This is a genomic window from Azonexus sp. GW821-FHT04F04, assembly GCF_059420025.1.
In genome coordinates this window covers 26,491-49,202 of record NZ_JBWKSX010000008.1, presented here as the reverse complement: position 1 = coordinate 49,202, position 22,712 = coordinate 26,491, and the positions used below count along the sequence as shown (strand labels likewise).

Sequence of the window (22,712 nt, the reverse complement as noted above, 5' to 3'; positions counted from 1 at the left end):
ATCAGAAGCCGCCGCGACTCAAGCCGACGCGGGTCACCTGAATCACCTGCTCGATTACGCTTTTCGCTCGTTCCAGTCCCATCAACCCGAACAAACGGGGGAGTAGCGCTTTGCGGATCGCCGCCTCGATATTTTGTGGATTCAGCGAATTCTCAGCCACCGCATCGCGGACGATCTGGTCAATCAAACGGGCTTCCTCGACATACGCCCCTTCTTCACCCAGGACAAAGTCCCCCTCACCCAACACCATCCGGAAAATCCCGAAATAGGCCCGAGCGTGCGCGTTGCCCGCAAACACATCGGGCACGCCATCCAACTCGCGGCTTTCAACCTGCTCCTCGAATTTCTTGAATAGCGCGTACTGCTTCACCGGGTGTTCGAACATTGCCTCTGCCGCAGCAATCGCTTCCTTCAAGAGATCAGCAAACACCTTCTGGGCATAGGGATCATCGGCCAAGTCCTGCTCGATGGTCTTTTTCAGGCGGGTACGGATCATGTCCGTCTCGTTGCGGGTCTTTTCCTCACTCCAGTTCTCCGGATCGTCACCGCCCAGTTTGTGGACGACATAGACCCCCTCCGGCTCGCGCACTTCCTTACCGATCACCTGCTTATCCACCATGCGGCGAATCTGCTCTTCGTAAACGCTGTAATCGACCGTTTCCAGCGCATCCCGCCGGGCAATCTGGCGCAGGCTGGTGAAGAAGCGCAGGTCTTCCTTGTAAGTCGCCAACTTGGCTTCCGAAAAGGTGTGATCCTCATAAAAGCTGCGTGAAGCCAGCGCCGTTTGTAGGCACAGGCCAAACTTGGTCAGTGCCGCGTAAAAATCATCGCGCACCTTCTGGCGGGTATCGTAGCTCTGGCCCTCCTCATCCTCGGCGTACTTCGGCATCAACACGTGGCGGTATTGCTCCAGATCACGCCGGTTTTTCACGTCGGCAAAGATCACCCACAGGTCCTGATGCAAGCCAGGCAACTGCTTGTACTCACTGCTGAACTGCTGATAAAGCCCCTCGATGTCGGCCAGATCGTAGCCACCCTGGGTGCGCGCCTCCAGATCCTGATAAGCCTTCACCGCGGTATCCAGCTCCTTCAGGATGCCCCGGTAATCAACCAGGATCCCGTAGCGCTTGGCCTCGTGCAGACGATTGACGCGGGCGATGGCCTGGATCAGGTTGTGTTCCTTGAGCGGCTTGTCGATGTAGAGCACCGTATTGCGCGGCTCGTCGAAGCCGGTGAGCAGCCGGTCGACGACGATCAACAGGTCGGGCTCGCCATCCCCGGCAAAACCGTCCAGCACCCGTCGCTCGTAGCCTTCCTGATCATTGCCGACGTTTGCGTTCCACCATTTCTGCACCTCGGGCAGCTTGCTTTCATCGACTTCCAGATTGCCTTCCCGGCTATCCGGCGCCGAAATCACGATGGCGCTGCTGACCAGTCCGGTATCGTCGAGATAGCCCTGGTAGCGGATCGCATCCAGCTTGCTGAACACCGCCACCTGGCCTTTCAAGCCCAGGCCCAGCTTCTTGATGTTCTCGCTGAAATGGCTGGCAATGTCCCAAGCGATCAGCTCGATACGGTTGGCAGCGCCGTAAATCGCCCGCTTGTTGGCGAATTTCTTCTTCAAGTCGGCGCTCTGCGCCTCGGAAAGCCCGGCCGTGATCTTCTCGAACCAGTGATTCACCGCCTCCTCGTTGATGGTCAGCTCGGGCACCCGTTCCTCGTAGAGCAACGGCGCCACCGTTTCATCCTCCACCGCCTTCTGCATCGTGTAGGCATGGACGATGGGGCCGAACTTGTTGGCGGCTTTCTCTTTCTTCAACAACGGCGTGCCGGTAAAAGCCACGTAAGACGCCAGCGGCAGCGATTTCTTCATCCGCTCATGCGTCTCGCCGCCGTGGCTGCGGTGGCCTTCATCGACCAGCACGATCAGATCCGGCGACGGGTTGTAGCACTCCGGCTGGCGCGAGGCGGTGGCGAACTTGTGGATCAGCGTGAAAATGATGCGCTCGGCGCCCTGGCCGATGCGCTTGGCCAGTTGCCGCCCGGTCTGCGCCCGCGCCTTCTCGCCCTCCTTCTTGGTGGCGATGGCCGAGCCAAAAGCGCCGCTGCTGATGAAATTGCGCGCCAACTGGTCTTCCAGATCGACCCGGTCGGTCACCACCACCACCCGACAGGCTTTCAGATCCTCATGGACAACCAGCGCCTTGGTCAGAAAAACCATCGTGAAACTCTTGCCCGAGCCCGTCGTGTGCCAGACGATGCCGCCCTCCCGCCCACCATCCGGCCGGCGCTGCTGGATGCGTTTGAGCAAGGCGCGGATGCCGAAAAACTGCTGGTAACGCGCCACCACCTTGCCGACCTTGCGGTCGAACAGCACAAAAAAACGCAGGAACTCGAGCAGCCGGGCCGGCGTCAGCAAGGCCACCAGCAGCCGGTCCTGCTCGGTCGGCAACAACGGCTGCGCCCACAATTGCTCGAAGTGATGGCGTAAGCGCGAAGGTTTGTCGGCAAACAGCGCGGCGTGAGTCGCCGCCGACAAAGGCTGGTTCTTCCACGCCGCCAGTTGGCCGTCGGAAAACTCCTCCTCCCGCCAGCGCGCCCAGAACTTCGCCGCCGTAAAGGTCGTGCCGTAGCGCCCTTCGCTATGGTTTACCGCCAGCAGCAACTGGGCGTAGGCGAAAAGCTGCGGAATCTCGTCGTTCCGCTGGTTACGCAAATTCTGGCTGATCCCCTCGTCGACCGTCGCTTTCTCGGCTTTACCGCTCTCCGGCCGCTTCGCCTCGATCACCGCCAGCGGCAAGCCATTGACGTAACAGACCAGATCGGGAATCCGGCTATGCGTACCGTGGGTAGACAGCACCTCCAGTTCCTCGGTCACCTCCCAGCGATTGGCCGCCGGCTCGGCCCAGTCGATGACGGCGATGGTCGGCTGATGCTTCTTGCCATCCGGCATGAACTCAGTGACGGTAATACCCAAAGCCAGCTTCTGATATAGCCGCTCATTGGCCGGCAGCAACCCTTCTGTCAGGCTCAGCGCCGACAACTCGCGGACGATCTGCTCAATGCCGGAAGGCGACAGCGGATACCAGGCCCCCTTGTACTCGAAGCGGCGAGTCTGCAAAACCTCGACCAGCCGGGGCCGCAAGACCACCTCGCGGGTACTGCCGCGCAAGGCCAGACAGGCTGCGGTCGACAGGAAATTCCAGCCAAGATTGCATAGCAGATGAAGGGCGGGAATGTGGGTGCTGACTTGCTCACGGGTTTGCGGGACGGCGCTCATTTAGGCCTCCACCGCTTCGTGGTCGGGAAGACGGATGCGGCGCTTGCCGGTCAGGAGTTGCTGCATCAGGGCACGTTTTTCCGCCTGAAATCGGATCAGTTCCTGCTCAAACCAACGCTCTTCGGCTTCCGCGACGTTGATGGCTTCGGCAATCTTGCGCTGCACCGGCGCCGGCGGAATGTGCAGCCGGAGCTTGAAGAAGTCGGTCACGCTGACATTCAGCAAGCCGTGATTGCGCGCCCCTTCCTGGGCAATGCCGGAAATCTCCTCGTTCAGCAGCCCCGCTTCAAAGTAATGGCGGAAGAAATCGAGATCAGCATCGACATCGGAACGCAAACGAAAACAAAGGTAGAGACTGGAAACCACGCCTGCGTCGTAAGCCTGCAAGGGCTTGATGGCGCCCATTGGATAGCCGGCCGAATAGCTCTTGTTGTAGGCGAAATCGCCCCGCTCCAGCAAGGTGTAGCCGGACAGGTTTTCGCTCGCGACGCTCTTGTTGAAGTAGTCGCGCTGGCTAATCAGTCCATGCTGGCCGGAAATGGTCAGCACGTTGTCGTTGCAGATTGAGTTCTTCCGCGTCACGCGCTCGAAAACATCATCGAAATCGACGTATTGCCAAGACCCGGAGGGAGAATCGAAACGGCGCTTGCCGGAAAGCAAGCCCCACATCAACGCCTGCTTCTGCCGACGGCTGTTGGCTAGGAGTTTTTCGGTGGTGGCTGCTGCTTCATTCCACGTATCCAACAGCCGAATAATCTGCCTCTGCTCTTCTGGCGGAGGCAATAGCAACTCAATTTGCTCAAGACCTGCTTTTGTCAGCTTGTAACGACCAACACCTTGGCGCGAGATCACCGGTGTCAAATCACGATGCATCAAAGAGTAGAAAAACCACTTAGCCAAACAGCACTTCGAATTTCCAATGATATGGGCGTGATTGTTTACGTTGGCCTTCCCTTGGAAAAAGACCGTCATTTCTCGCTCCCTAAATTTCAGGAAGTGATCTCCGTCCTCACCAATTAGCGCGAATTGTTCGTCAATCCGGAAATGGTCCAGATAGCCGAGAATCCCCGTCGGGCCAAAGTAAGGATAAATTCCCATCATTCCAGAGCGCTGCTCAGCACTGAGCGGAAATCGAAGGTTATTCCTTATCTCGCAAGCCTCTCCGACACTTGTTCGCTTCCACCCCTCAGGCAACATCCTTGCCTCCCTTGGGCAAGCACTTTTCAATCGCCTCCAGTTCGGCCATGTCCTCGGCATCGGCCCGCAAGGCATCCGCCCGGCGTCGCTGAGCATCGAAGCTTTCATAGCGTTCGTGGGCAATTCTGACCATGCTTTCGCGGCTGATGCTGCCGCCGCCCTTGAGCAGCGCACGTTCGTTGAAGGCGAGGAAATTGGCGGTGAACTGCCGCCAGTCGTCCATGGTGATCTGCTGCCTGCGGCGGGCGCGGTCTTCAGCAAAATCCAGGAACATGGTGATCAGGCGGTTGAGTTCATCGACTTCTTCAAGTTCCAGGTAGTTCTTCGCGACGATCACGTCGGCCTTGCGCACCCGTCCGGCTTTCCAGGTTTTCAGGGCCATGTTGGCTTGCGTCGGATCGCTGCGGTCAACGACGATTTCAGCGGCAGTTTTGCCGGTGACGGCGAAGAGCAGCTTGTTCTGGACTTCGGCAAAGAAGAGGTCGGTGGCTTCGCGATTGTCCTTGTAGTCCTTGGAGAGCGAGAAGAGCTCGCGCACCTTCTGATAGAAACGAGTTTCCGAGGCACGAATTGTCCGGATGCGATCCAGCAACTCGTCGAAATAGTCCCAGCCACCGGGGTTCTTGAGGCGCTCGTCATCCATGGCGAAGCCTTTGATGAGGAACTCCTTGAGGTGAGTGCTGGCCCACTGGCGGAACTGGATGCCGCGCGGCGAACGGACGCGATAGCCAACAGCAAGAATGAGATCAAGGTTGTAGAGCTGGATGGAGCGCTCGACCTGGCGGCGTCCTTCAGTTTGAACTGTCAAGTATTCCTTGACAGTTGCTTCGGCCAGCAACTCCCCGTCGCCCAAAATGTTCTTGATGTGCAGACTGACGTTCTGCTTGCTGGTCTGGAACAGTTCGGCCAGTTCCAATTGGCTCAGCCAGACGGTGCCGCCTTCCGCACGCAGGTAGAACTGCGCCGCGCCGTCATCGGTTGCATAGATGACCAGTTCGGCGCGTGCTTGATCGCCTGACTCACTCATAGCCCAACTCCTTCAAGTACCCGGCCATCTTCTCTTCCAGCACCGCCAGTTCGGCCTTGAGCTTTTCGCGCTCGGCGCGCACGGCCATCAGGTCGATTTCGGCCTCTTCCTCGAAGGTATCCACATAACGGGGAATGTTGAGGTTGTAGTCGTTCTCGGCAATCTCGGCGACGCTGGCGAGATATGCGTATTTTTCGTGATTTTTCCGGTTGACCGTGGCATTGAGGATTTTCTGTAGGTCGGCGTCGCGTAGCTGGTTCTGGTTCTTGCCATCCTGGTATTCCCGGCTGGCGTCGATGAACAGGACTTTGTTGTCCTTCTTGTTCTTGCGGAAGACGAGAATGGCGGCGGGGATGCCGGTGCCGTAGAAGAGTTTTTCCGGTAGACCGATGACTGTTTCAAGCAGATTTTCGTCGATCAAGGCCTTACGGATACGCCCTTCGGCAGCCCCCCGGAACAGCACGCCATGGGGCACAACCACCGCCATGCGTCCGCTGCTCGGCTTCATAGTTTCAATCATGTGCAGGATAAAGGCGTAGTCAGCCTTGGTGCGAGGCGGCACACCACGGCGGAAACGCTTGTAGGGATCGGCTTCGGCATTCTCAAAACCCCATTTCTCCAGCGAGAACGGGGGATTGGCGACGACGATGTCGAACAATTTGAGTTGGCCGTTGCCATCGAGCAACTTGGGATTGCGCAGGGTGTCGCCCCATTCGATGCGGTGATTGTCCTCCGCGTGCAGGAACATGTTCATCTTGGCCAGCGCCCAGGTGCTGCCAATGGCTTCCTGACCAAACAGCGCATATTTCTTGCCGCCGCTGCGCTGGCGGATCAACTGGCTGCACTTCATGAGCAGAGAGGCGGAACCACAGGTCGGATCGCAGATTTCGTCACCTTCCTGCGGGTCGACCAGCAGCGCCATCAGTTGCGAGACCTCCGGCGGGGTGTAGAACTCACCAGCCTTCTTGCCACTAGTCGAAGCAAAGTTCTTGATCAGGAATTCGTAGGCGTTGCCGATGACGTCGAGCAGGCCGATGCGGCTCGGCCGCAGGTTGAGTTCCGGCTTGGCGAAGTCCTCAAGTAGGTGGCGCAGGATATCGTTCTTCTGCGCCTCGTCGCCCAGCTTGGTGGAATTGAAGCTGATGTCCTGGAACACATCGCGCAGCTTGGTAATGTTGGTTTCCTCAATGGCGTGCAAAGCCTTGTCGATACGCTCTCCATTGCCAGGCTGGTGACGCGCTTTGTGCAAAGCATAGAAATTGGCGTTCGGCGGCAACACGAAACGCTCGTTCTTGAGCAACTCGGTAATCAATTCGGGATGGTCGCCGTGTTCCTTGGCATAGACCTCGTAATGGTCCTGCCAGACATCGGAGATGTATTTCAGGAACAGCATGGTCAAGACGTAGTCCTTGTAGATGCTGGGATCGACAGTGCCCCGGAAGGTGTCGCAGGCAGACCAGACGGCAGCGTTGATGGTGTCTTGATTGATCGGAGTGACGGTCATGGGGCTTTTCGAATTAGGAATGGGACGTGAAGAGTTGCAGAGCCAAGGCATCGAGTTGCCTCTGGCGATTCTGGATAAGGTTTTCCAGCGCGCTGCGTTCAGCCTGAGCGCAGCGCTCAAGTTCAACAATGCGACGTTGATCAGCGAGTGAGGGAACTGCGATTGACAAAGCCTCCAGTACGGGACGACGGATGCTCAACTGATCAGTGCCTTCGGCGCTACTAGCAAAATATCGCTGACAAGGAAGGCTATTGATCTGCCAGGCGAGAAACTCTGGCAGCAAGGCCTCTCCTCGACATCGCAAAAGGAAAAAATACTGGGAACAGACGGCGGAAAACGGTACTTCACTCAAACATACCGCGTAGTTTCTCTGACCTCGTGCGGCAAACACGATGTCGCCAACCTGTAGCCAATCAGGTTCCCGGCGACTTTCGACCTGCGTTTGAACCATGCCATTCCAGTTCACCTGGCCATCTGAGCCGATATCTCGCATTTGAAGAGCACGAGCATTTCCGCCAGGGATTTCAGCGATGCTGCCGCGAAAGGGATGCCCTGGCAAAACGTCGGCCATATATTGAAGAATTTCAATCATAGTTTTGCATCAATCATGATGATGCAAATTTTGCTTGCGCTTTCGAAAAAGCGCAAGTACCATTTATTTACTGCATCATTGTTAATGATGCGAATTTATGGAGAATTGAGATGGAAGAGTTTGAAGTCAACTGCGTTACGAAGCCGAACCGCAACAGCCCTCACGAGCACATCACGCATATCGGAAATACCACCATTCAATGGCGTCTGACGCGTGAAGAAGCGATTAAGCGAATTGAGGCAAAAACCGAGGGGTATTACACCGTCGATAAGCAGACTGGAAAACGAGCGCAAATCGGCGTAGTTCGGGTAACCGGAAAAATGCCCTATTTGAGAACATACGCAGATGGCAAGTGGAACGACAACCTTCTGGCGCAGCCTGAATGTGGTGCTGCTTGCAAAATTGTTGGGTAGAAAAAGGGTGCCGCATACCAAAAAGCCGCTCATCTGAGCGGCTTTTCATTTTCTGCTAACTGTGCAGCACATCCGGCTCGATAAAGCTGGATCGTGGTCTTATATATTCTCCCGTAAATCTGTGTCTATTGATGCTGTGCAAGAGACGTCTGGCTCGAAGTTACACTCTAACTTCGATAACATTTTTGTATAACTTTGATGATGGGCAATCGAACGATCGGGATTCCGATGATCGCGGCCTCTGAGCAGCCAGACTCATTTCCCCCTGGTCGAAGGTTCAACACAAATATCCTTGACATTTGGCTGACGTCATACGAGATCTGCAGAATTCGGCAGTTGGAGATACCAAATGAAAAACTTCTGAATCGCACCAACTTTCTCAAACGAATCATTAAGCCCAATAACGGTTGGTATTACCAACGCAAACATGTCGTTATTTTGCAACAAACAGCATTTATTTAGTTCTAGGAAAAATTGGATTTGTGCATCTAACGCAAAATTTTTTCGGAAGATGCGCATTTTTTGCACCTCCCCTAGAAACAATCCATTTTGCATAATTATTGCCTCATTGACAGATAGCCATAGGGCAATAAGCTTGAAAAATGTACAACCATTGTCAAGCGATACCACTTCTTGAATGAATGCGATCATCTCCCTCGCCGACCATTAGCCCAGTTAGATTTCGCCAAGGTGCTCGTCAGTACCAGGAAGCGCCACCAGCTGCTGCAAAAGCAAGTCGCTTATGGCGTTGGAATAGACCCGTCTTATCTTGCTGCTATTGAATGTGATCGGCGTGCTCCGCCATCTGCCGAAACCTTAACCCGGCTTGTCCGGGCCCTTGAAGCAACACCAATGGAAGAGCAACAAATTCGAAGGTCCGCTGCGGTCAGTCGCATATCGCGCGCAATCCGCGGAAACGCCACCAGTCTCCCCAATGCAGGACTACTTGAATTACTTGTAGGAAGCGTTCCTTACCTAGATGTCAGCGCTGCTAACGCTATTTACTCAATATTGACTGCGCTTACGTCCACTACTAAGCAGGAGATCAACATGTAGAAAAACGAAAGCCGTGCATTCGCACGGCCCCCGCGAGCACGGAAAAACCGAGCCCTTCGCAATCTCAGTATTCCCCCCTTGCTCGTACCCCGTCAACCTTTAGGGCTCCACGAAACTGCATGTTTCGCCTGGAGAGGGACTGTTTTTGTCCACAAGCAAGGACCATAGGATGTCGTTTCAGATTTTTTCCAAGGCCGTTCTGGCTTCGTTCGTCGATCTCCACGCACTCCCAACAGAGGGTCGTGAATACATCGAAAAAGCGCTTACTGGCCCTTCTCGCAAGATTCAGGGTGGAACACGTAACGCTACCAGCAACAATCCGTGCCCAAAGATGGGAACCAGTTTTTCGGTGGAAAGCGACACTGCAGAAGCTCGTGCTTTGCTCGACTACATCTTCGATCCAGACGTATTAGCCTACTCAGCACAAGCGCCAAAGCTTTCTTTGGACTACATCAAACCCGATGGCAAGCACGTTCGCACCACAACGCCGCCAGACTTCATGGTCCTTCGAAAATCAAAGGGGCTTTGCATCGACGAATGGAAACCAGCCAGCAAAAGGGATCGCCTAACGGATTCTCATCCAGGTCGCTACGTGTCAGACAGCGGAAGAGTTTCTTCCCCTTGCGCAGAGGAAACAGCACGACGATTAGGCGCTACATATTCTGTACGATTTGACGATGAAATTCCGCGCATTCGAACACTCAACCAGCGTTGGCTGATTTCCTATTTAACTCGAAAGGCGGCTCAAACATACGAGCCGACCTCAACGCTAGTTACAAGCTATTTCTGTACAAACGCTTACTGCACGCTCGACGAACTCCTTGAACAAGAAGAAGTAGACCTCGACTTGGTCCATTGGTGCTTGGCAAACGGCTTGATCGCCTTCGAATGGGATACCTTCGAACTGGCTAAAACACAGAATTACCTGCTATTTCGTGACCAAGACGCCCTTCGCGCCCATCAAATCGCAACCGGAGACATTGCGTGCTTACGCAAAGAAAACGCTGTCCCGAGTCTCCCACTTGTTCCTAGTGCCATCTTACCCGGCAGCACAATCATTGCTGATGGAGTGAACTACACGGTTCAGTTCGTTGGAAACACTTCGCTCGTAGGGGTGGGAGAGAATGGGGAACTATTTGAGGCACCATGGCGCCTGCTATCACACCTGAATAACCGCGGCCTACTAACGATAAAGCCCAGGTCAAGAAACGAACCTGAAGATCGACAGTTCAATCTACTGCGAAACGCCACGACCGAACAGATTCGTGGTGCTCTCAAGCGACGGGAAGCACTTGAGCAATATCGATCCGGCGTACCGATTGAACAGATTCCAAATGCCAGCCTACGAAGTATTTCTCGCTGGTCCGCCAACGAACGCGAGGCTACCGCCGCCGGCCTTCCGCCAATCGCTGGCCTAATCGATCAAGCACCACTGCGAGGCTTTCATGGACCTCATATTGATGCAACCCTTAGTGAAAATATTGATACTGCAATCGCGAAAGAGCTTGCGCAGAAAATTCGGCTCTCTCTGCATCAAATTTTCCATAACATCAAAAAAGAGATCGAGAACAACGGAGAAAAAATGATTTCTCTCCCCGCGTTCTACGCAAGAGCGAAAAAGCAGGAAAGCAACGACACCATTCAAGCCTCGCAAGGGCACAAAGTTGCCTATCAGGAAGAGCCTTCTTACTGGCAACTGGAACACGAAACACCCATACATTGCCAGCGACCATTCGAACTGGTTCATATCGACCATACCCTCCTGGACATTCATCCAATTAGCATTGTTTCAGGCAAACCAAGAACGCGTGTCTGGCTTACGCTAGTCATGGATGCCTTTAGCCGACGAATCCTTGGTTACTGGCTCACTTATCGCCCGCCATCAACGTTTTCCGTGTTGATGGGGCTTTACGACATGTTCAAACGTTTCGGACGTATTCCAGACACAGTAATAACCGACTGGGGAAGTGACTTTCGCAGCAAAGCACTGAAGATGGCCATGGATGTACTAGATATTCGCCATCTGTTTCGCCCAAAGAGTGCAGCGCGCTATGGCGCGGTGCTTGAACGCGCTTTTGGAGTTGTTCACACACGCCTAATTCATAACCTTGCCGGCAACACCAAAGCAACAAAACTTGTTCGCACGATGACTCGCTCAGTAGATCCGGAGCAGCATGCTGGACTGTTTCTCTATCAAATCTACGATGGTCTTGAGGAATTTTTCTTCAGTACTTATGACAGCCAAGCGCACCCTGCCTGGCTGCGACCTCCACGAGACGTGTTCAACGACGGAATGATTTCTGGTGGCAAAAGAACGCACCAATTAATCGACGTTAATGATTGCCTACACCTGTTGCTACCAGACGCTCGTGGCGGCACCCGCATGATTGATGACCGACGAGGAATTCGGGTCAACTACGAGCGCTACGGAGGTCTAGCGCTTACGGATAGAACACTTCGCGGCAGACCGGTTCCAGTCAAGTTGGTGCCTTTTGATCCAGGATGCGTTCTTGCTCACGTTGACGGAAAGTGGGTTTACTGCCGCTCCAAGTTTACTGGCGAATTCGCCAATGTCCCCCCGTCTTACCTGCGCGCGGTTTATGAAGATCTGTTGATGGACCACCGATTCGTAGCTGCTGCCCGCGAAAAGTCTTCCGAGGAGCTTACCGACCTGATCGAACGCCTGAATACCGCGGCACTTGCTAACAAGGAATTCATGGATGATCCGGAGGTTCGAAAAAAGCTCTCGTACGCGTTTTCTCTCCCAGCATCCGCCGACACCTCGTCGACTGACGCTGCACCAGCGGATGATGAGCACCAACGCATCGCTGCAATGGCCGCACAGGCACTTCAAGCTGCAGCAGATTCCACCTACGGGGAGATTCTCCGATGAACATGGAATCCGTCGAACGCAAGCATCCACCAGAACTACTCTCGGCACTACCCGAAATTTGCCTCAATTATTTTGCCGACAAGAATCTCATAGTCAGCCATCCGGCATTCGATAAGACACTGAAAGCGGTAAAGGATGCGATCGACCCAGGTCTTGACCAGAACATGGTCAATCTCGTTGGCCCGAGCGGAATTGGGAAAACGGCACTAACCAAACTTCTTGTAAGTCAAGTAAATGAAAAGTTCATGCTTCAATTTCCTGAAGACAAGATATCTGTACCTGCAGCGTGGCTCGAAGCTGACATGCCAGAAGAAGGCGAATTCGAGTGGAAATATCTATATATGGACCTGCTTCAAGAATTGCATGCCCCATTAATTGAATCAACTCTTCCACTGACAAATCGTGACTCTGGGGAAGCCGGAATACGCGCCACGATAGCCCCGGAGGCATCTGCAGCCCTCCCAACAACAGGCGCATTGCGTCGCCGTGCGAAAACCAATATCTCGTCCCGGAATACTCGCCTTATCGTCATCGACGAGGCGAAAAGTCTGTTCGTTGTCAATCCGAATCTGACAGAAAAAAAGCTTCGTCTTCTACTCGAACGAAAAGCAGAAACTGTACGTTCACTCGTCAATCGCTCCCCCGCCACCCTGCTACTGACGGGAACGTTTACCTTGCTCGATTCCGTAAACCTAACGGGACCGCTGGCGAGGCGAGGCAATACCGTCTATTTCTCACCTTACGAAGCCACAGCCGAGGGCTTCGAGGGATTTGCAATCGGTCTTTTGGGACTGCTGGCCCACATACCAACGATTTGGAAATTAAATGTTCAGAAAATGCTCCCGATTCTTTTCGAGCAAGCGCTCGGACAGATTGGAATGACAAGGCACATCCTGCATAAATGGATGAGAAAAAGCCTGCAAAACAACTGCCCAATGGACGAGAACCTGCTGATCTCCTGTTTCTTCCCAAAGGCAACACTCAGGACTCTTCGTGATGAACTGACGAACGGCAAACGCCAAATTGACCAGCTCTCTGTAGTGGAAACGATAAAAATCCCGAGCAACTGAAGTCGCACGACCTGTATGGAATGAAGACTGTGAAGATATTTACCCTTCCCCCTCGCTTCCCCTTGATTTTGCCGCCCGCTATATGCAGCTCCGGCCCGGCAACCGAAGCGATGACCTCTGTGTTTCGGGGAATATGCGAAACAAATCATCTTGCGATGCGTGCCGTTATCAAACAGATGTCATTCGTTGGCACAAGCCGATACCTTCCGCTCGTCAGTTGCGAGTACCCGCTTTACGCAGCCAATCACGGCATTAAGGTAACAAATGACATCCACACGGTCATCGAAACCCTCACCGGGTACGAGGCAGCCCAAGCACACTCATTTGCTCCATGGAATGCCCGCGACCCTGCACGTCCAATCGTTTCATTGAACGACTTCCGGAAGTGGTGCCCTGCCTGCTATCTTGATGACGCGCTATCCGAGAACCGCATCTATGATCGGCTAGCATGGATGCCGAAAGGCGTAGAGTTATGTACCGAACATGGAACTCGGCTTGAATCGAGTTGTTTAAATTGTGGGAACAATTCGTTTTCATTCATCAGAAACAACGACGTTGCTGGCTATTGTCCAAAATGTCATGCTTGGCTTGGAGGGGCAGGACGGACATACCCTCGTGACCACGATGAACAGGTTCGCTACCGCTGGTGGATAGCTCAATGCGTAGTAGAAATGCTGGAGAAAGGGGTTACAGCGAAGACCCCCCTTTTTGAAAATCTAGCGATCGGAATCAATACTGCAATCAATTACCACTTTGAAGGTAATGGGACGTCTGCTGCAATGCACATCGGCAGGAGCAAATCACTAGTCTCGCAGTGGCGAAATGGAGTCGTAGCTCCAAGCTGGGAAGCTCTCTGTGAAATTTCCTACGCATTTCAGATATCAATTCATGCATTGCTGAACGGAGACTCAGACGCCATCGCCTTTTCAACGTTAGCGAAGCTACCGTCACAGATTGTTCTCGACCGACCGCGACCGATCTCACGAAAACGCGATATCGATTACCCAGCTATTGAAAAATTGATGCTGGATATCACCATCGGCAAACATCCCGCAATTACGAAATTTCGGCAAATCGGAGAGCAATTCCAGATTCACCGAACCACACCGAAAAAACGCTTCCCAGAACTTGCAGCCCAGGTAGAAAAGACACTTTCAAAACGCCGGCAGGAAATGCGAACTCATCGAGAGAGACGGCGGCTGTTGGCCTTGTGCGAAGAAATAAAGGTTGTGACCTTAGAGTTTGTAAATCGCAATCAACAGATTCGACGGCGTCCGCTCGTTGATGAGCTAAAACGACGTGGATTCAAGCTTGGGCATGAAGACTACGTTTCGATCCTCGCGCTGGCGAAGCAAACCGCCGCCCTTAATCCGACAACGGGATCAACAGTACAATTAGCTTGAAGATGCATTAGGCCTGACTTTTAGAATTGGACATATAACCGGCACCAGTACGCGATGCAATCTAGACAGCAACACTGGCCATGAAAAGGATGAAGCAGCGGTCAGTTCCGGAGTTCACGTTGGGAGCGGTTACTATTTTGGCATTCGACTGCACCTCGGCCTAAACGGTCATTCGGGAATCGCACAATGTGCGGCCGCAATGGATCGCCAACCAGCCGGTTGTTGGCTTCTCACATCTGCTGTAACTTTCAACATCCACCAAGCGTCATCTGTGCCCACCTAGGAGCTGACACGCAGTGAAAATTAAACCATCACTCCATCCCAAAGTAATTTGAAACCCGATAGTCCTAGGGCATAAGTAGAAATCAGATAAAAAGGCCTCTCGGGAATATGCTTGAGCAATCGCACTCCTGACCACACGCCAATGGGGACGATGGGAAGTAATACCAAGGACATCGTGAGCGTTTCACGACTAAACAGGCCTAGTCCAAAGTAAAAGGGCAGCTTAGCCAAGTTAATGAAGGCAAAAAAGAATACTGTTGTCGCAACAAATGTTTCTCGAGGTTGGTTCCATGAGAGCAGATAGATCATCACCGGTGGGCCACCAGCATGGGCGAGCGTGCTGGTGAAACCAGATCCAGCTCCGCACAGCCATCCGAAATATTTAGATGGGCGCTGATCAATAGCCACCTTACCTGCTTTTCTTAGCAAGCGATCAAGCGAAAAACATACAGCGATCAACCCAACCAAGCTCTTAACCAAATGATCAGGCATCACGCCAAACGTTAGCGAACCTATCACTATGCCAGTCAGAGCACCTGGAATCATTATCTTCAAATCATGCCAATCAGCCTTGCCTCGCCACGCTCGAATACCAACCAAGTCCATGACAATAAGTATGGGTAGCATGACTGCGGCAGCATCTCTAGGAGATATCCAGATGGACAGAAATGGCACCGCCAAACCACCCAAAGCCCCCCCAAGGCCCGACTTTGAAATCCCTGTTATCAGGATCGCTAGAGCCGTAACCGCCCAACCAGTAAAACTCATTTCCATAAAGAATTTGCCACGGTCATCAATGGATTGTCACAAACCAGTACGCATGCACTGAGAAATTTAGCCGCCAGTCATAGACATAAACCGAATCACGCTTGGTGACTCCATCTGGCTGGAAAAATCGTGCCCAAATGGCTTTATCCCCATGCTATCGACTATGGCTTGGCGCAATTCTTCGTTGCATGACTTGGATCGCAATATTGGAAGCAAATTTACGACATCGTTCTGGCCAAGACAGGGGTACAACTCACCCTTGGCAGCAATCCGAACGCGGTTGCAGGTATCGCAAAAATTGTGGCTATGCGGCGAAATAAATCCAACTCGAGATTCAGAACCGCTCACTTTCCAATATCGCGCTGGACCACCAGAGGTCTCTGATAACAAACTCAAATCAAAACATTCCGAGATTCGAGCTCTTGTCTCTTCGGCTGAAATATAGGTTCTGCTGCGCCCAGCGATACCGCCGAGTGGCATTTCCTCAATGAAGGAGATATCCAGCCCATTGTCCACGGCGAATCGAACGAGATCAATGAACTGATCATCGTTGATTCCGCGCATCATCACTGTATTTAGCTTTGTTCGTCTAAACCCTGCTGCACCGGCAGCAGAAATCCCCTTAAGTACATCCGCCAAGGAGCCGGTGCGGGTGATCTGCCTGAACTGCTCTGCTTTTAGGGTATCCAAACTAATGTTGAGGCGCTTTACCCCAGCAATTCTGAGCCCTTGGGCATAACGCGCTAACTGAGAACCGTTAGTTGTCATGACCAAGTCATCAAGGCCTTGCATAGCGCCCAAACGTTCGATGAGCCACATTGCGTTCTTACGCACGAGCGGTTCGCCTCCCGTAATTCTCAGCTTGTTCACTCCTAACCCGACAAAAACCGAAGCAACACGAAGACACTCATCCAAACTCATCACTTCATGGCGAGGAAGAAATATCATCTCCTCCGCCATGCAGTAGTTACAGCGAAAGTCACAGCGATCTGTGATCGAAAGGCGCACATAGTTTATTCGACGCCCATACTTGTCTACGAGAGCAGCTATGGCTCTACGATGAGTTTCACCAGAAGCGTCTCTCGATAAATGATGCATAGCTGCAAGACTCTCGTTAGTTACTGACTAGTTTTTTGCCTGGTCGACAAGACGCTGCTCGGTGAGCCACGGCATCATGTCGCGCAGCTTGCCGCCGACCGTTTCGATCGGATGCTCGGCATTCAGACGACGGCGAGCCGTCATGGCCGGGTAGTTGGTACGGCCTTCGAGGATGAACATCTTGGCGTAGTCACCGTTCTGGATGCGCTTGAGGGCATTGCGCATGGCGGCACGGGACTGCTCGTTGATGACTTCGCTACCGGTCACGTACTCACCAAACTCCGCATTGTTGGAGATCGAGTAGTTCATGTTGGCGATGCCGCCTTCGTACATCAGGTCGACGATCAGCTTGAGTTCATGCAGGCACTCGAAGTAGGCCATTTCCGGAGCGTAGCCAGCTTCGGTCAGGGTTTCGAAGCCCATCTTGACCAGCTCGACAGCGCCGCCGCAGAGAACGGCCTGTTCGCCGAACAGGTCAGTTTCGGTTTCTTCGCGGAAGTTGGTTTCAATAACGCCACCCTTGGTGCCGCCGTTGGCAGCTGCGTAGGACAGGGCAATGTCCTTGGCCTTCTTGGTAACGTCCTGATACACGGCGATCAGGGACGGTACGCCGCCACCTTTCAGGTACTCGGAACGCACGGTGTGACCGGGCCCCTTCGGGGCAATCATGATGACGTCAACGTCGGCACGCGGCACGACCTGGTTGTAATGGACGTTGAAGCCGTGAGCGAAGGCCAGGGCAGCGCCTTTCTTCATGTTCGGGGCAACTTCTTCGTTGTACACCTGCGGAATGTTTTCATCCGGCAACAGGATCATGACGACATCGGCGCCCTTGACTGCCTTGGCGATTTCTTCGACCTTCAGGCCAGCCGCTTCGGCCTTCTTCCACGAAGCGCCTTCCTTGCGCAGGCCAACCGTGACCTTGACGCCGGAATCCTTGAGGTTCTGGGCGTGGGCATGGCCCTGCGAGCCATAACCAACGATGGTGACCTTCTTGCCCTTGATGAGGGAGAGATCGGCGTCCTTGTCGTAATAAACTTTCATGCGTTCGTTCCTAAATTTTAATAACCAAAACGGGGCTTTGATCAGACCGGTTAATAAGCGCTATCGATCACATCATTCATCGAAAGCGAAGCCTTGGCTCCGAGCCACCTTGGCGGTCTTTGGAAAATAGATGCGCTCATAAAATGAAGCTGTATTTGCTGACCAAGGAAGACCATCTGATCTACCAATGCTCTGCCAGTAAGCCAACATCTCTCGGTCATAGCCATGGATGGCATCGGCTATGGCTTCTGTGTGGTAGACCTCGTCGTGCCTAAAGGTTGAGATAGGTAACCGCGGTTTCCGTGGCGCAGATTTCTCAACATGGCCAATACACAAACCAACCAGCGGAAATGTGAGTGGTGGCAATAGCAAAAGGTCAATCATTGCCTGAGGATCTTTTCTGATACCGCCAATAGGTACGATGCCCAACCCTTGAGCCCGAGCGGCAACCATTAGATTGGCCAAAGCGATTCCAGCATCAAGGGTACCGACAGCGAACCCTTCAACGCTTTCGTGAATAATTTGCTGCTTGCCCGCCCACTCGACGCCTATTCGGGTTTTATGAAAATCAATCACCAATGTTATGAAGACCGGTGCTTTGGCAATCCAGGCCTGCCCGCCTGCGATATCAGCAATCCGAGCTTTTCTGGCGACATCCCGTACAACAACAACTGAAATATGCTGCCCGTTAATTGAAGTTGGGCCTCGATACGCTGAGCTGATAATTGCGTCGAGTATCTCGTCGCTTACCTGCTCGGACGAGAACATCCTATCGCTGTGATGACCTAGAAGTAACTCGATCATTTCTCGGGACATGTTTAATCCTTAATCAATTTCAATCAGCAAATCTTTTGCCGCAATGACATCGCCCGGCTTGATGTGGATGGCCTTGATGACGACATCACGTTCAGCACTCAACATCGTTTCCATCTTCATTGCCTCGATGGATAGCAGAGGAGCGCCCTTCGCCACTTTCTGCCCCGGCTTGACGGCAACCGTGACCACCATGCCCGGCATCGGTGCGCCGACATGGTTGGTATTGCTGCCGTCCGCCTTGGCTCTAGCCTTGCTGGCGCCCTCCAGACCTGCCTTGGGAACCCGCGTTGTGCGCGGTTGGCCGTTCAGTTCGAAGAAGACCTTGATCTTGCCCTCCTCGTCCGGCGCTTCTGCGCGGCCTGTCTGACGCACGACGAGGGTCTTCCCCTTGTCGATGTCGATGGCGACTTCTTCCCGATCCTGCAGGCCGTAGAAGAACGGTGACGTGGGCAGCAGGGAGACGTCACCGAACTCCCGGCGATGTTCGGCGTAATCTCGGAAGACCTTGGGGTACATCAAGTAGGAAGCCAGATCGCTATCGCTCGGGTGACGGCCGATGGCGTGCTCCAGCTCCTTGCGCTTGGCATCGAGATCGACCGGTGCCATGAAGTCCCCAGCCCTTCCGGCCAATGGCTTTTCGCCCTTGAGGACTTTGGCTTCCAGGGCTTTGGGGAAGCCCTCGGGCGGGAAGCCCAGCTCGCCCTTGAACAGGGAAATGACCGACTCCGGGAAGGAAATGTCTTTTTCCGGATCAGCGACATCCTCCGGTTTCAGATCGTTGGCCACCATGAAAATCGCCATGTCACCGACGACCTTGGAAGTCGGCGTCACCTTGACGATGTCGCCGAACAGGCGATTGACCTCTGCATAAGCCTTGGAGATTTCCGGCCATCGGTGTTCCAGGCCCATGGCCCGTGCCTGCTCGCGCAAGTTGGTGTATTGGCCACCGGGCATCTCGTGGTTGTAGACGTCGGAAGTGCCGGAGCGGATTTCGGGCTCGAAGGGCACGTAGTAATGACGCACACCTTCCCAGTAATGCGACAGCGATTGCAGCTGGCCGAGATCGATTTGGGGATCGCGTTCGCTTCCCTTGAGGGCGGCGGCGATGGAGCCAAGATTGGGTTGCGAGGTCAGCCCGGAGAGGGCATCGAGTGCTCCATCGACCGCGTCGCATCCTGCCTCGACTGCCGCCAGCACCGACGCTGCCGCGATACCGCTGGTATCGTGGGTATGGAAATGCAGCGGCAGGCCGACCTCATCCTTGAGCGCCTTGACCAGCGCGGTGATGGCGCGTGGCTTGCAGACACCCGCCATGTCCTTGATGCCGATGATGTGGGCGCCAGCCTTTTCCAGTTGTTTGGCCAGATTGACGTAATACTGGAGATTGAACTTCGGCCGACTACGGTCGAAGATATCCCCGGTGTAGCACAGCGTGCCTTCGCATAAGGCCCCGCTTTCGACCACCGCATCCATGGCGACGCGCATGTTGTCGACCCAGTTCAGGGAGTCGAAAACACGGAAGACATCGATGCCGTTGGTTGCAGCCTGCTGCACGAAGTAGCGCACGACGTTGTCGCTGTAATTGGTGTAGCCAACGGCATTCGAGGAGCGCAGCAGCATCTGGAAGAGGATGTTCGGTACGGCTTGGCGCAGGCGCTGCAGGCGCTCCCACGGATCTTCCTTGAGGAAGCGCAAGGCCACGTCGAAGGTCGCGCCGCCCCAGCATTCCATGGAGAACAAGTTTGGCGCCATGCGGGCGTAGTACGGGGCGATAGCCAGCATGTCGTGAGTGCGCATGCGCGTCGCAAACAACGACTGGTGGGCATCGCGCATCGAGGTATCGGTGAGCAGCACCTGCGGCTGGGCCTTCATCCACTCGGCGAAGCCTTGGGCGCCAAGTTCCTTGAGCTTGTCGCGGGTCCCGGCCGGGATCGGTGCGCCGAGGTCGAAAGCTGGCTTGATCGGACGTGCCAGAGGCAAGGACGGCAGCTTTCTTCCTTTCATTTCCGGATTCCCGTTGACCATGACGTGGCCGAGGAATTTGACGAGGCGGCTGGCCCGGTCACGGCGTTTGACGAAGTTGAAGAGTTCCGGCGTCTCGTCGATGAAACGGGTCGTGCAGGCGCCCGTGCGGAACAGCGGATGGGCAATGACGTTCTCGAGGAACTGCAGATTGGTGGACAAGCCACGCACCCGGAATTCGCGCAACGCCCGATCCATGCGCAGTGCGGCTTCATCGCTGCTGTGGCCCCAGGCGGTGACCTTGACGAGCAGCGAGTCATAGAACGGCGTGATGACAGCACCCGAATAGGCGGTGCCGGCATCAAGCCGAATGCCGAAGCCGGCCGCACTGCGATAGACGGCGATTTTGCCGTAATCCGGGGTGAAAGCGTTTTCCGGATCTTCAGTGGTGACGCGACATTGCAGGGCGTGGCCGGACATGCGGATGTCGGCCTGCTTCGGGATGAATGATTCTTCGTCACCGATGCGATAGCCTTCGGTGACACGAATCTGTGCCTTGACGATATCGATGCCGGTGATCTGCTCGGTCACCGTATGTTCGACCTGGATACGCGGATTGACCTCGATAAAATAGAACTTGCCGGTATCGGCATCCATCAGAAATTCGACAGTACCAGCATGGGTATAGTCGGCAGCGCGGGCCAGCTGGAGAGCCGATTCACACAGTGCCTGGCGGGTGGTTTCGTCAAGGTACGGCGCCGGGGCGCGTTCGACGACCTTCTGATTGCGGCGCTGCACGGTGCAGTCACGCTCGAAGAGATGGACCAGTTCGCCGTGGCGGTCACCGAGGACCTGGACCTCGACGTGGCGGGCGCGCCGCACCAATTTTTCGAGATAGACCTCGTCATTGCCGAAGGCGGCCTTGGCCTCACGCCGGGCCACATCGAGCGCACCGGGCAATTCGTCGGCATTCTCGACGACACGCATGCCACGCCCGCCGCCACCCCAACTGGCTTTGAGCATGAGCGGATAACCGACAGCATCGGCCAGTACCTTGGCTTCGTAGAGATCAAGCGGCAGTGCCGGGGTTGCCGGCACCACCGGGACGCCCGCCCGCATGGCGAGATTGCGGGCAGCCACCTTGTTGCCAAGCTGGCGCATCACCTCGCCACATGGGCCAATGAAGGCTATACCCGCTGAGTGACAAGCATCGGCAAAATCCGGGTTTTCCGAAAGGAAGCCGTAACCTGGGTGAATCGCATCGACGCCAGCTTCCTTGGCGATGCGAATGATGTCGTCGATATCGAGATAGGCCTGGATCGGTTTCTTGCCCGCACCTACCAAATAGGACTCGTCTGCCTTAAAACGGTGCAGGGCGAAGCGGTCTTCGTTCGAGTAGATGGCCACTGTTCGAATACCCAGCTCGGAGGCTGCACGCAGCACACGGATGGCGATTTCACTGCGGTTGGCGACAAGGATGCTACGGATTTTTTTCATCGACATTTTTCTATCTGGCTTAACGGTGATACATATAAAAAGAGGCCCGCCGAAGCGGGCCAAAACACTCGATTCATTTCTTTCTGGACATCGGGAGAGACGACCAACTACCAGGAAGCGCAGAGGAGATGCTTTCGAATCGAGCTACTGAGGAAACTAGCAATCAAGTGCCATGGGCTTCAGCCCATCAGCAACTAGCAATGGAGCAGATGTCTTTGCCTTGATCTCATCAACGGTGACATTCGGCGCATGCTCAAGAAGAATAAATTCGCCATGAGATATTCCGAAAACGCCCAGTTCAGTTACCACCATTGAAACGCGAGCCTTTGCAGTCAGCGGCAATGCACAGTGCTGCATCAGACGAGACTCTCCGTCTTTAGTCGTATGCTCCATCGCCACAATGACCTTTTTTGCGCCAGTCACGAGATCCATAGCGCCGCCCATGCCAGGCACCATCTTTCCTGGCACCATCCAGTTAGCCAAGTTGCCGTCCTGATCAACCTGTAGGCCACCAAGGACCGTCACGTCAACATGCCCTCCGCGAATCAACGCAAACGAGGTTGCACTATCAAAGATGGCTGCACCAGGTATAAGTCCACAGGGTTGCCCCCCGGCGTTTACAACACCCGGCTGAGGCTCCCCTATCAACGGACCAAGTCCGAGAAAGCCGTTTTCCGACTGCAGCGTAATTTCAATATCCGCCGGAAGAAATCTCGGGATCATCGTTGGCAAGCCAATACCAAGGTTCACCACATACCCTTCCTTAAGCTCCTGGGCTACGCGGCGAGCGATCAGTTCTTTCGAATCCAT

Annotated in this window: 17 protein-coding genes; 5 read left to right on the top strand and 12 right to left on the bottom strand. The window is 54.3% G+C overall.

Features of this window, described 5'->3' with window-relative positions:
* Position 1: 1 nt before the first annotated feature.
* The 5 genes from AC07TV_RS15460 to AC07TV_RS15440 are packed head-to-tail and all read right to left on the bottom strand — an operon-like array spanning position 2 to position 7,600.
* Positions 2-3,280: a type I restriction endonuclease subunit R gene (locus AC07TV_RS15460; RefSeq protein WP_494649259.1), complete on the bottom strand. Its 3,279-nt coding sequence runs from the start codon at positions 3,278-3,280 to the stop codon at positions 2-4.
* Positions 3,281-4,477 carry a restriction endonuclease subunit S gene (locus AC07TV_RS15455; RefSeq protein WP_494649258.1) on the bottom strand — a complete coding sequence of 399 codons (1,197 nt, stop codon included), beginning with the start codon at positions 4,475-4,477 and terminating at the stop codon, positions 3,281-3,283.
* Entirely contained in the window at positions 4,467-5,504 is a 1,038-nt protein-coding gene (locus AC07TV_RS15450; protein WP_494649257.1) for a virulence RhuM family protein, read from the bottom strand. Before AC07TV_RS15450 ends, AC07TV_RS15455 begins: the two co-directional genes overlap by 11 nt.
* Positions 5,497-7,008 (bottom strand): type I restriction-modification system subunit M, encoded by a 1,512-nt coding sequence (locus tag AC07TV_RS15445; RefSeq protein WP_494649256.1) that lies wholly within the window; start codon positions 7,006-7,008, stop codon positions 5,497-5,499. The genes AC07TV_RS15450 and AC07TV_RS15445 overlap by 8 nt, the downstream gene beginning before the upstream one ends.
* 13 nt (positions 7,009-7,021) lie before the next feature.
* Positions 7,022-7,600, bottom strand: coding sequence for a restriction endonuclease subunit S (locus tag AC07TV_RS15440; protein WP_494649255.1), 579 nt, complete (start codon positions 7,598-7,600; stop codon positions 7,022-7,024).
* Between the two features lie 110 nt (positions 7,601-7,710).
* Between AC07TV_RS15440 and AC07TV_RS15435 the strand changes: the two genes are divergently transcribed.
* Positions 7,711-8,013, top strand: a complete 303-nt coding sequence (locus AC07TV_RS15435) for a DUF3892 domain-containing protein (RefSeq protein ID WP_494649254.1) — start codon at positions 7,711-7,713, stop codon at positions 8,011-8,013.
* 309 nt (positions 8,014-8,322) lie between these two features.
* On the opposite strand, the gene AC07TV_RS15430 is transcribed toward AC07TV_RS15435, so the two are convergent.
* Complete coding sequence (locus AC07TV_RS15430) at positions 8,323-8,664, bottom strand: hypothetical protein (protein WP_494649253.1); 342 nt, start codon at positions 8,662-8,664, stop codon at positions 8,323-8,325.
* 39 nt (positions 8,665-8,703) lie between these two features.
* Here AC07TV_RS15430 and AC07TV_RS15425 point away from each other — a divergent pair, with 39 nt between their 5' ends.
* From AC07TV_RS15425 to AC07TV_RS15410, 4 genes are all read left to right on the top strand, one after another.
* Entirely contained in the window at positions 8,704-9,069 is a 366-nt protein-coding gene (locus AC07TV_RS15425) for a helix-turn-helix domain-containing protein (protein WP_494649437.1), read from the top strand.
* Between the two features lie 169 nt (positions 9,070-9,238).
* Positions 9,239-11,962, top strand: a complete 2,724-nt coding sequence (locus AC07TV_RS15420) for an integrase catalytic domain-containing protein (protein WP_494649252.1) — start codon at positions 9,239-9,241, stop codon at positions 11,960-11,962.
* On the top strand, positions 11,959-13,032 hold the full coding sequence (locus tag AC07TV_RS15415) for an ATP-binding protein (protein ID WP_494649251.1): 1,074 nt from the start codon (positions 11,959-11,961) through the stop codon (positions 13,030-13,032). Before AC07TV_RS15420 ends, AC07TV_RS15415 begins: the two co-directional genes overlap by 4 nt.
* Before the next feature lie 29 nt (positions 13,033-13,061).
* Positions 13,062-14,435 (top strand): TniQ family protein, encoded by a 1,374-nt coding sequence (locus AC07TV_RS15410; RefSeq protein WP_494649250.1) that lies wholly within the window; start codon positions 13,062-13,064, stop codon positions 14,433-14,435.
* Positions 14,436-14,738: 303 nt separating this feature from the next.
* Here AC07TV_RS15410 and AC07TV_RS15405 read toward each other — a convergent pair whose 3' ends face one another.
* The 6 genes from AC07TV_RS15405 to AC07TV_RS15380 form a co-directional block, all read right to left on the bottom strand.
* A complete protein-coding gene (locus tag AC07TV_RS15405; RefSeq protein ID WP_494649249.1) occupies positions 14,739-15,491 on the bottom strand; it encodes a sulfite exporter TauE/SafE family protein in 753 nt (250 codons plus the stop codon).
* 60 nt (positions 15,492-15,551) lie between these two features.
* Entirely contained in the window at positions 15,552-16,583 is a 1,032-nt protein-coding gene (moaA, locus tag AC07TV_RS15400; RefSeq protein ID WP_494649248.1) for a GTP 3',8-cyclase MoaA, read from the bottom strand.
* 27 nt (positions 16,584-16,610) lie between these two features.
* Complete coding sequence (gene ilvC / locus AC07TV_RS15395; protein WP_494649247.1) at positions 16,611-17,627, bottom strand: ketol-acid reductoisomerase; 1,017 nt, start codon at positions 17,625-17,627, stop codon at positions 16,611-16,613.
* Between the two features lie 72 nt (positions 17,628-17,699).
* Positions 17,700-18,443 carry a nitroreductase family protein gene (locus AC07TV_RS15390; RefSeq protein ID WP_494649246.1) on the bottom strand — a complete coding sequence of 248 codons (744 nt, stop codon included), beginning with the start codon at positions 18,441-18,443 and terminating at the stop codon, positions 17,700-17,702.
* A gap of 9 nt (positions 18,444-18,452) precedes the next feature.
* Positions 18,453-21,902: a pyruvate carboxylase gene (locus tag AC07TV_RS15385; RefSeq protein WP_494649245.1), complete on the bottom strand. Its 3,450-nt coding sequence runs from the start codon at positions 21,900-21,902 to the stop codon at positions 18,453-18,455.
* A 156-nt stretch (positions 21,903-22,058) separates the two neighbouring features.
* Complete coding sequence (locus AC07TV_RS15380) at positions 22,059-22,712, bottom strand: 3-oxoacid CoA-transferase subunit B (RefSeq protein WP_226495548.1); 654 nt, start codon at positions 22,710-22,712, stop codon at positions 22,059-22,061.

What these genes read in the sequence shown, in the direction of transcription:
- AC07TV_RS15460 (WP_494649259.1), bottom strand. Translation starts at nt 3,280, where the DNA reads ATGAGCGCCGTCCCGCAAACCCGTGAGCAAGTCAGCACCCACATTCCC.
- AC07TV_RS15455 (WP_494649258.1), bottom strand. Translation starts at nt 4,477, where the DNA reads ATGTTGCCTGAGGGGTGGAAGCGAACAAGTGTCGGAGAGGCTTGCGAG.
- AC07TV_RS15450 (WP_494649257.1), bottom strand. Translation starts at nt 5,504, where the DNA reads ATGAGTGAGTCAGGCGATCAAGCACGCGCCGAACTGGTCATCTATGCA.
- AC07TV_RS15445 (WP_494649256.1), bottom strand. Translation starts at nt 7,008, where the DNA reads ATGACCGTCACTCCGATCAATCAAGACACCATCAACGCTGCCGTCTGG.
- AC07TV_RS15440 (WP_494649255.1), bottom strand. Translation starts at nt 7,600, where the DNA reads ATGATTGAAATTCTTCAATATATGGCCGACGTTTTGCCAGGGCATCCC.
- AC07TV_RS15435 (WP_494649254.1), top strand. Translation starts at nt 7,711, where the DNA reads ATGGAAGAGTTTGAAGTCAACTGCGTTACGAAGCCGAACCGCAACAGC.
- AC07TV_RS15430 (WP_494649253.1), bottom strand. Translation starts at nt 8,664, where the DNA reads ATGATCGCATTCATTCAAGAAGTGGTATCGCTTGACAATGGTTGTACA.
- AC07TV_RS15420 (WP_494649252.1), top strand. Translation starts at nt 9,239, where the DNA reads ATGTCGTTTCAGATTTTTTCCAAGGCCGTTCTGGCTTCGTTCGTCGAT.
- AC07TV_RS15415 (WP_494649251.1), top strand. Translation starts at nt 11,959, where the DNA reads ATGAACATGGAATCCGTCGAACGCAAGCATCCACCAGAACTACTCTCG.
- AC07TV_RS15405 (WP_494649249.1), bottom strand. Translation starts at nt 15,491, where the DNA reads ATGGAAATGAGTTTTACTGGTTGGGCGGTTACGGCTCTAGCGATCCTG.
- moaA (WP_494649248.1), bottom strand. Translation starts at nt 16,583, where the DNA reads ATGCATCATTTATCGAGAGACGCTTCTGGTGAAACTCATCGTAGAGCC.
- ilvC (WP_494649247.1), bottom strand. Translation starts at nt 17,627, where the DNA reads ATGAAAGTTTATTACGACAAGGACGCCGATCTCTCCCTCATCAAGGGC.
- AC07TV_RS15390 (WP_494649246.1), bottom strand. Translation starts at nt 18,443, where the DNA reads ATGTCCCGAGAAATGATCGAGTTACTTCTAGGTCATCACAGCGATAGG.
- AC07TV_RS15385 (WP_494649245.1), bottom strand. Translation starts at nt 21,902, where the DNA reads ATGAAAAAAATCCGTAGCATCCTTGTCGCCAACCGCAGTGAAATCGCC.
- AC07TV_RS15380 (WP_226495548.1), bottom strand. Translation starts at nt 22,712, where the DNA reads ATGGATTCGAAAGAACTGATCGCTCGCCGCGTAGCCCAGGAGCTTAAG.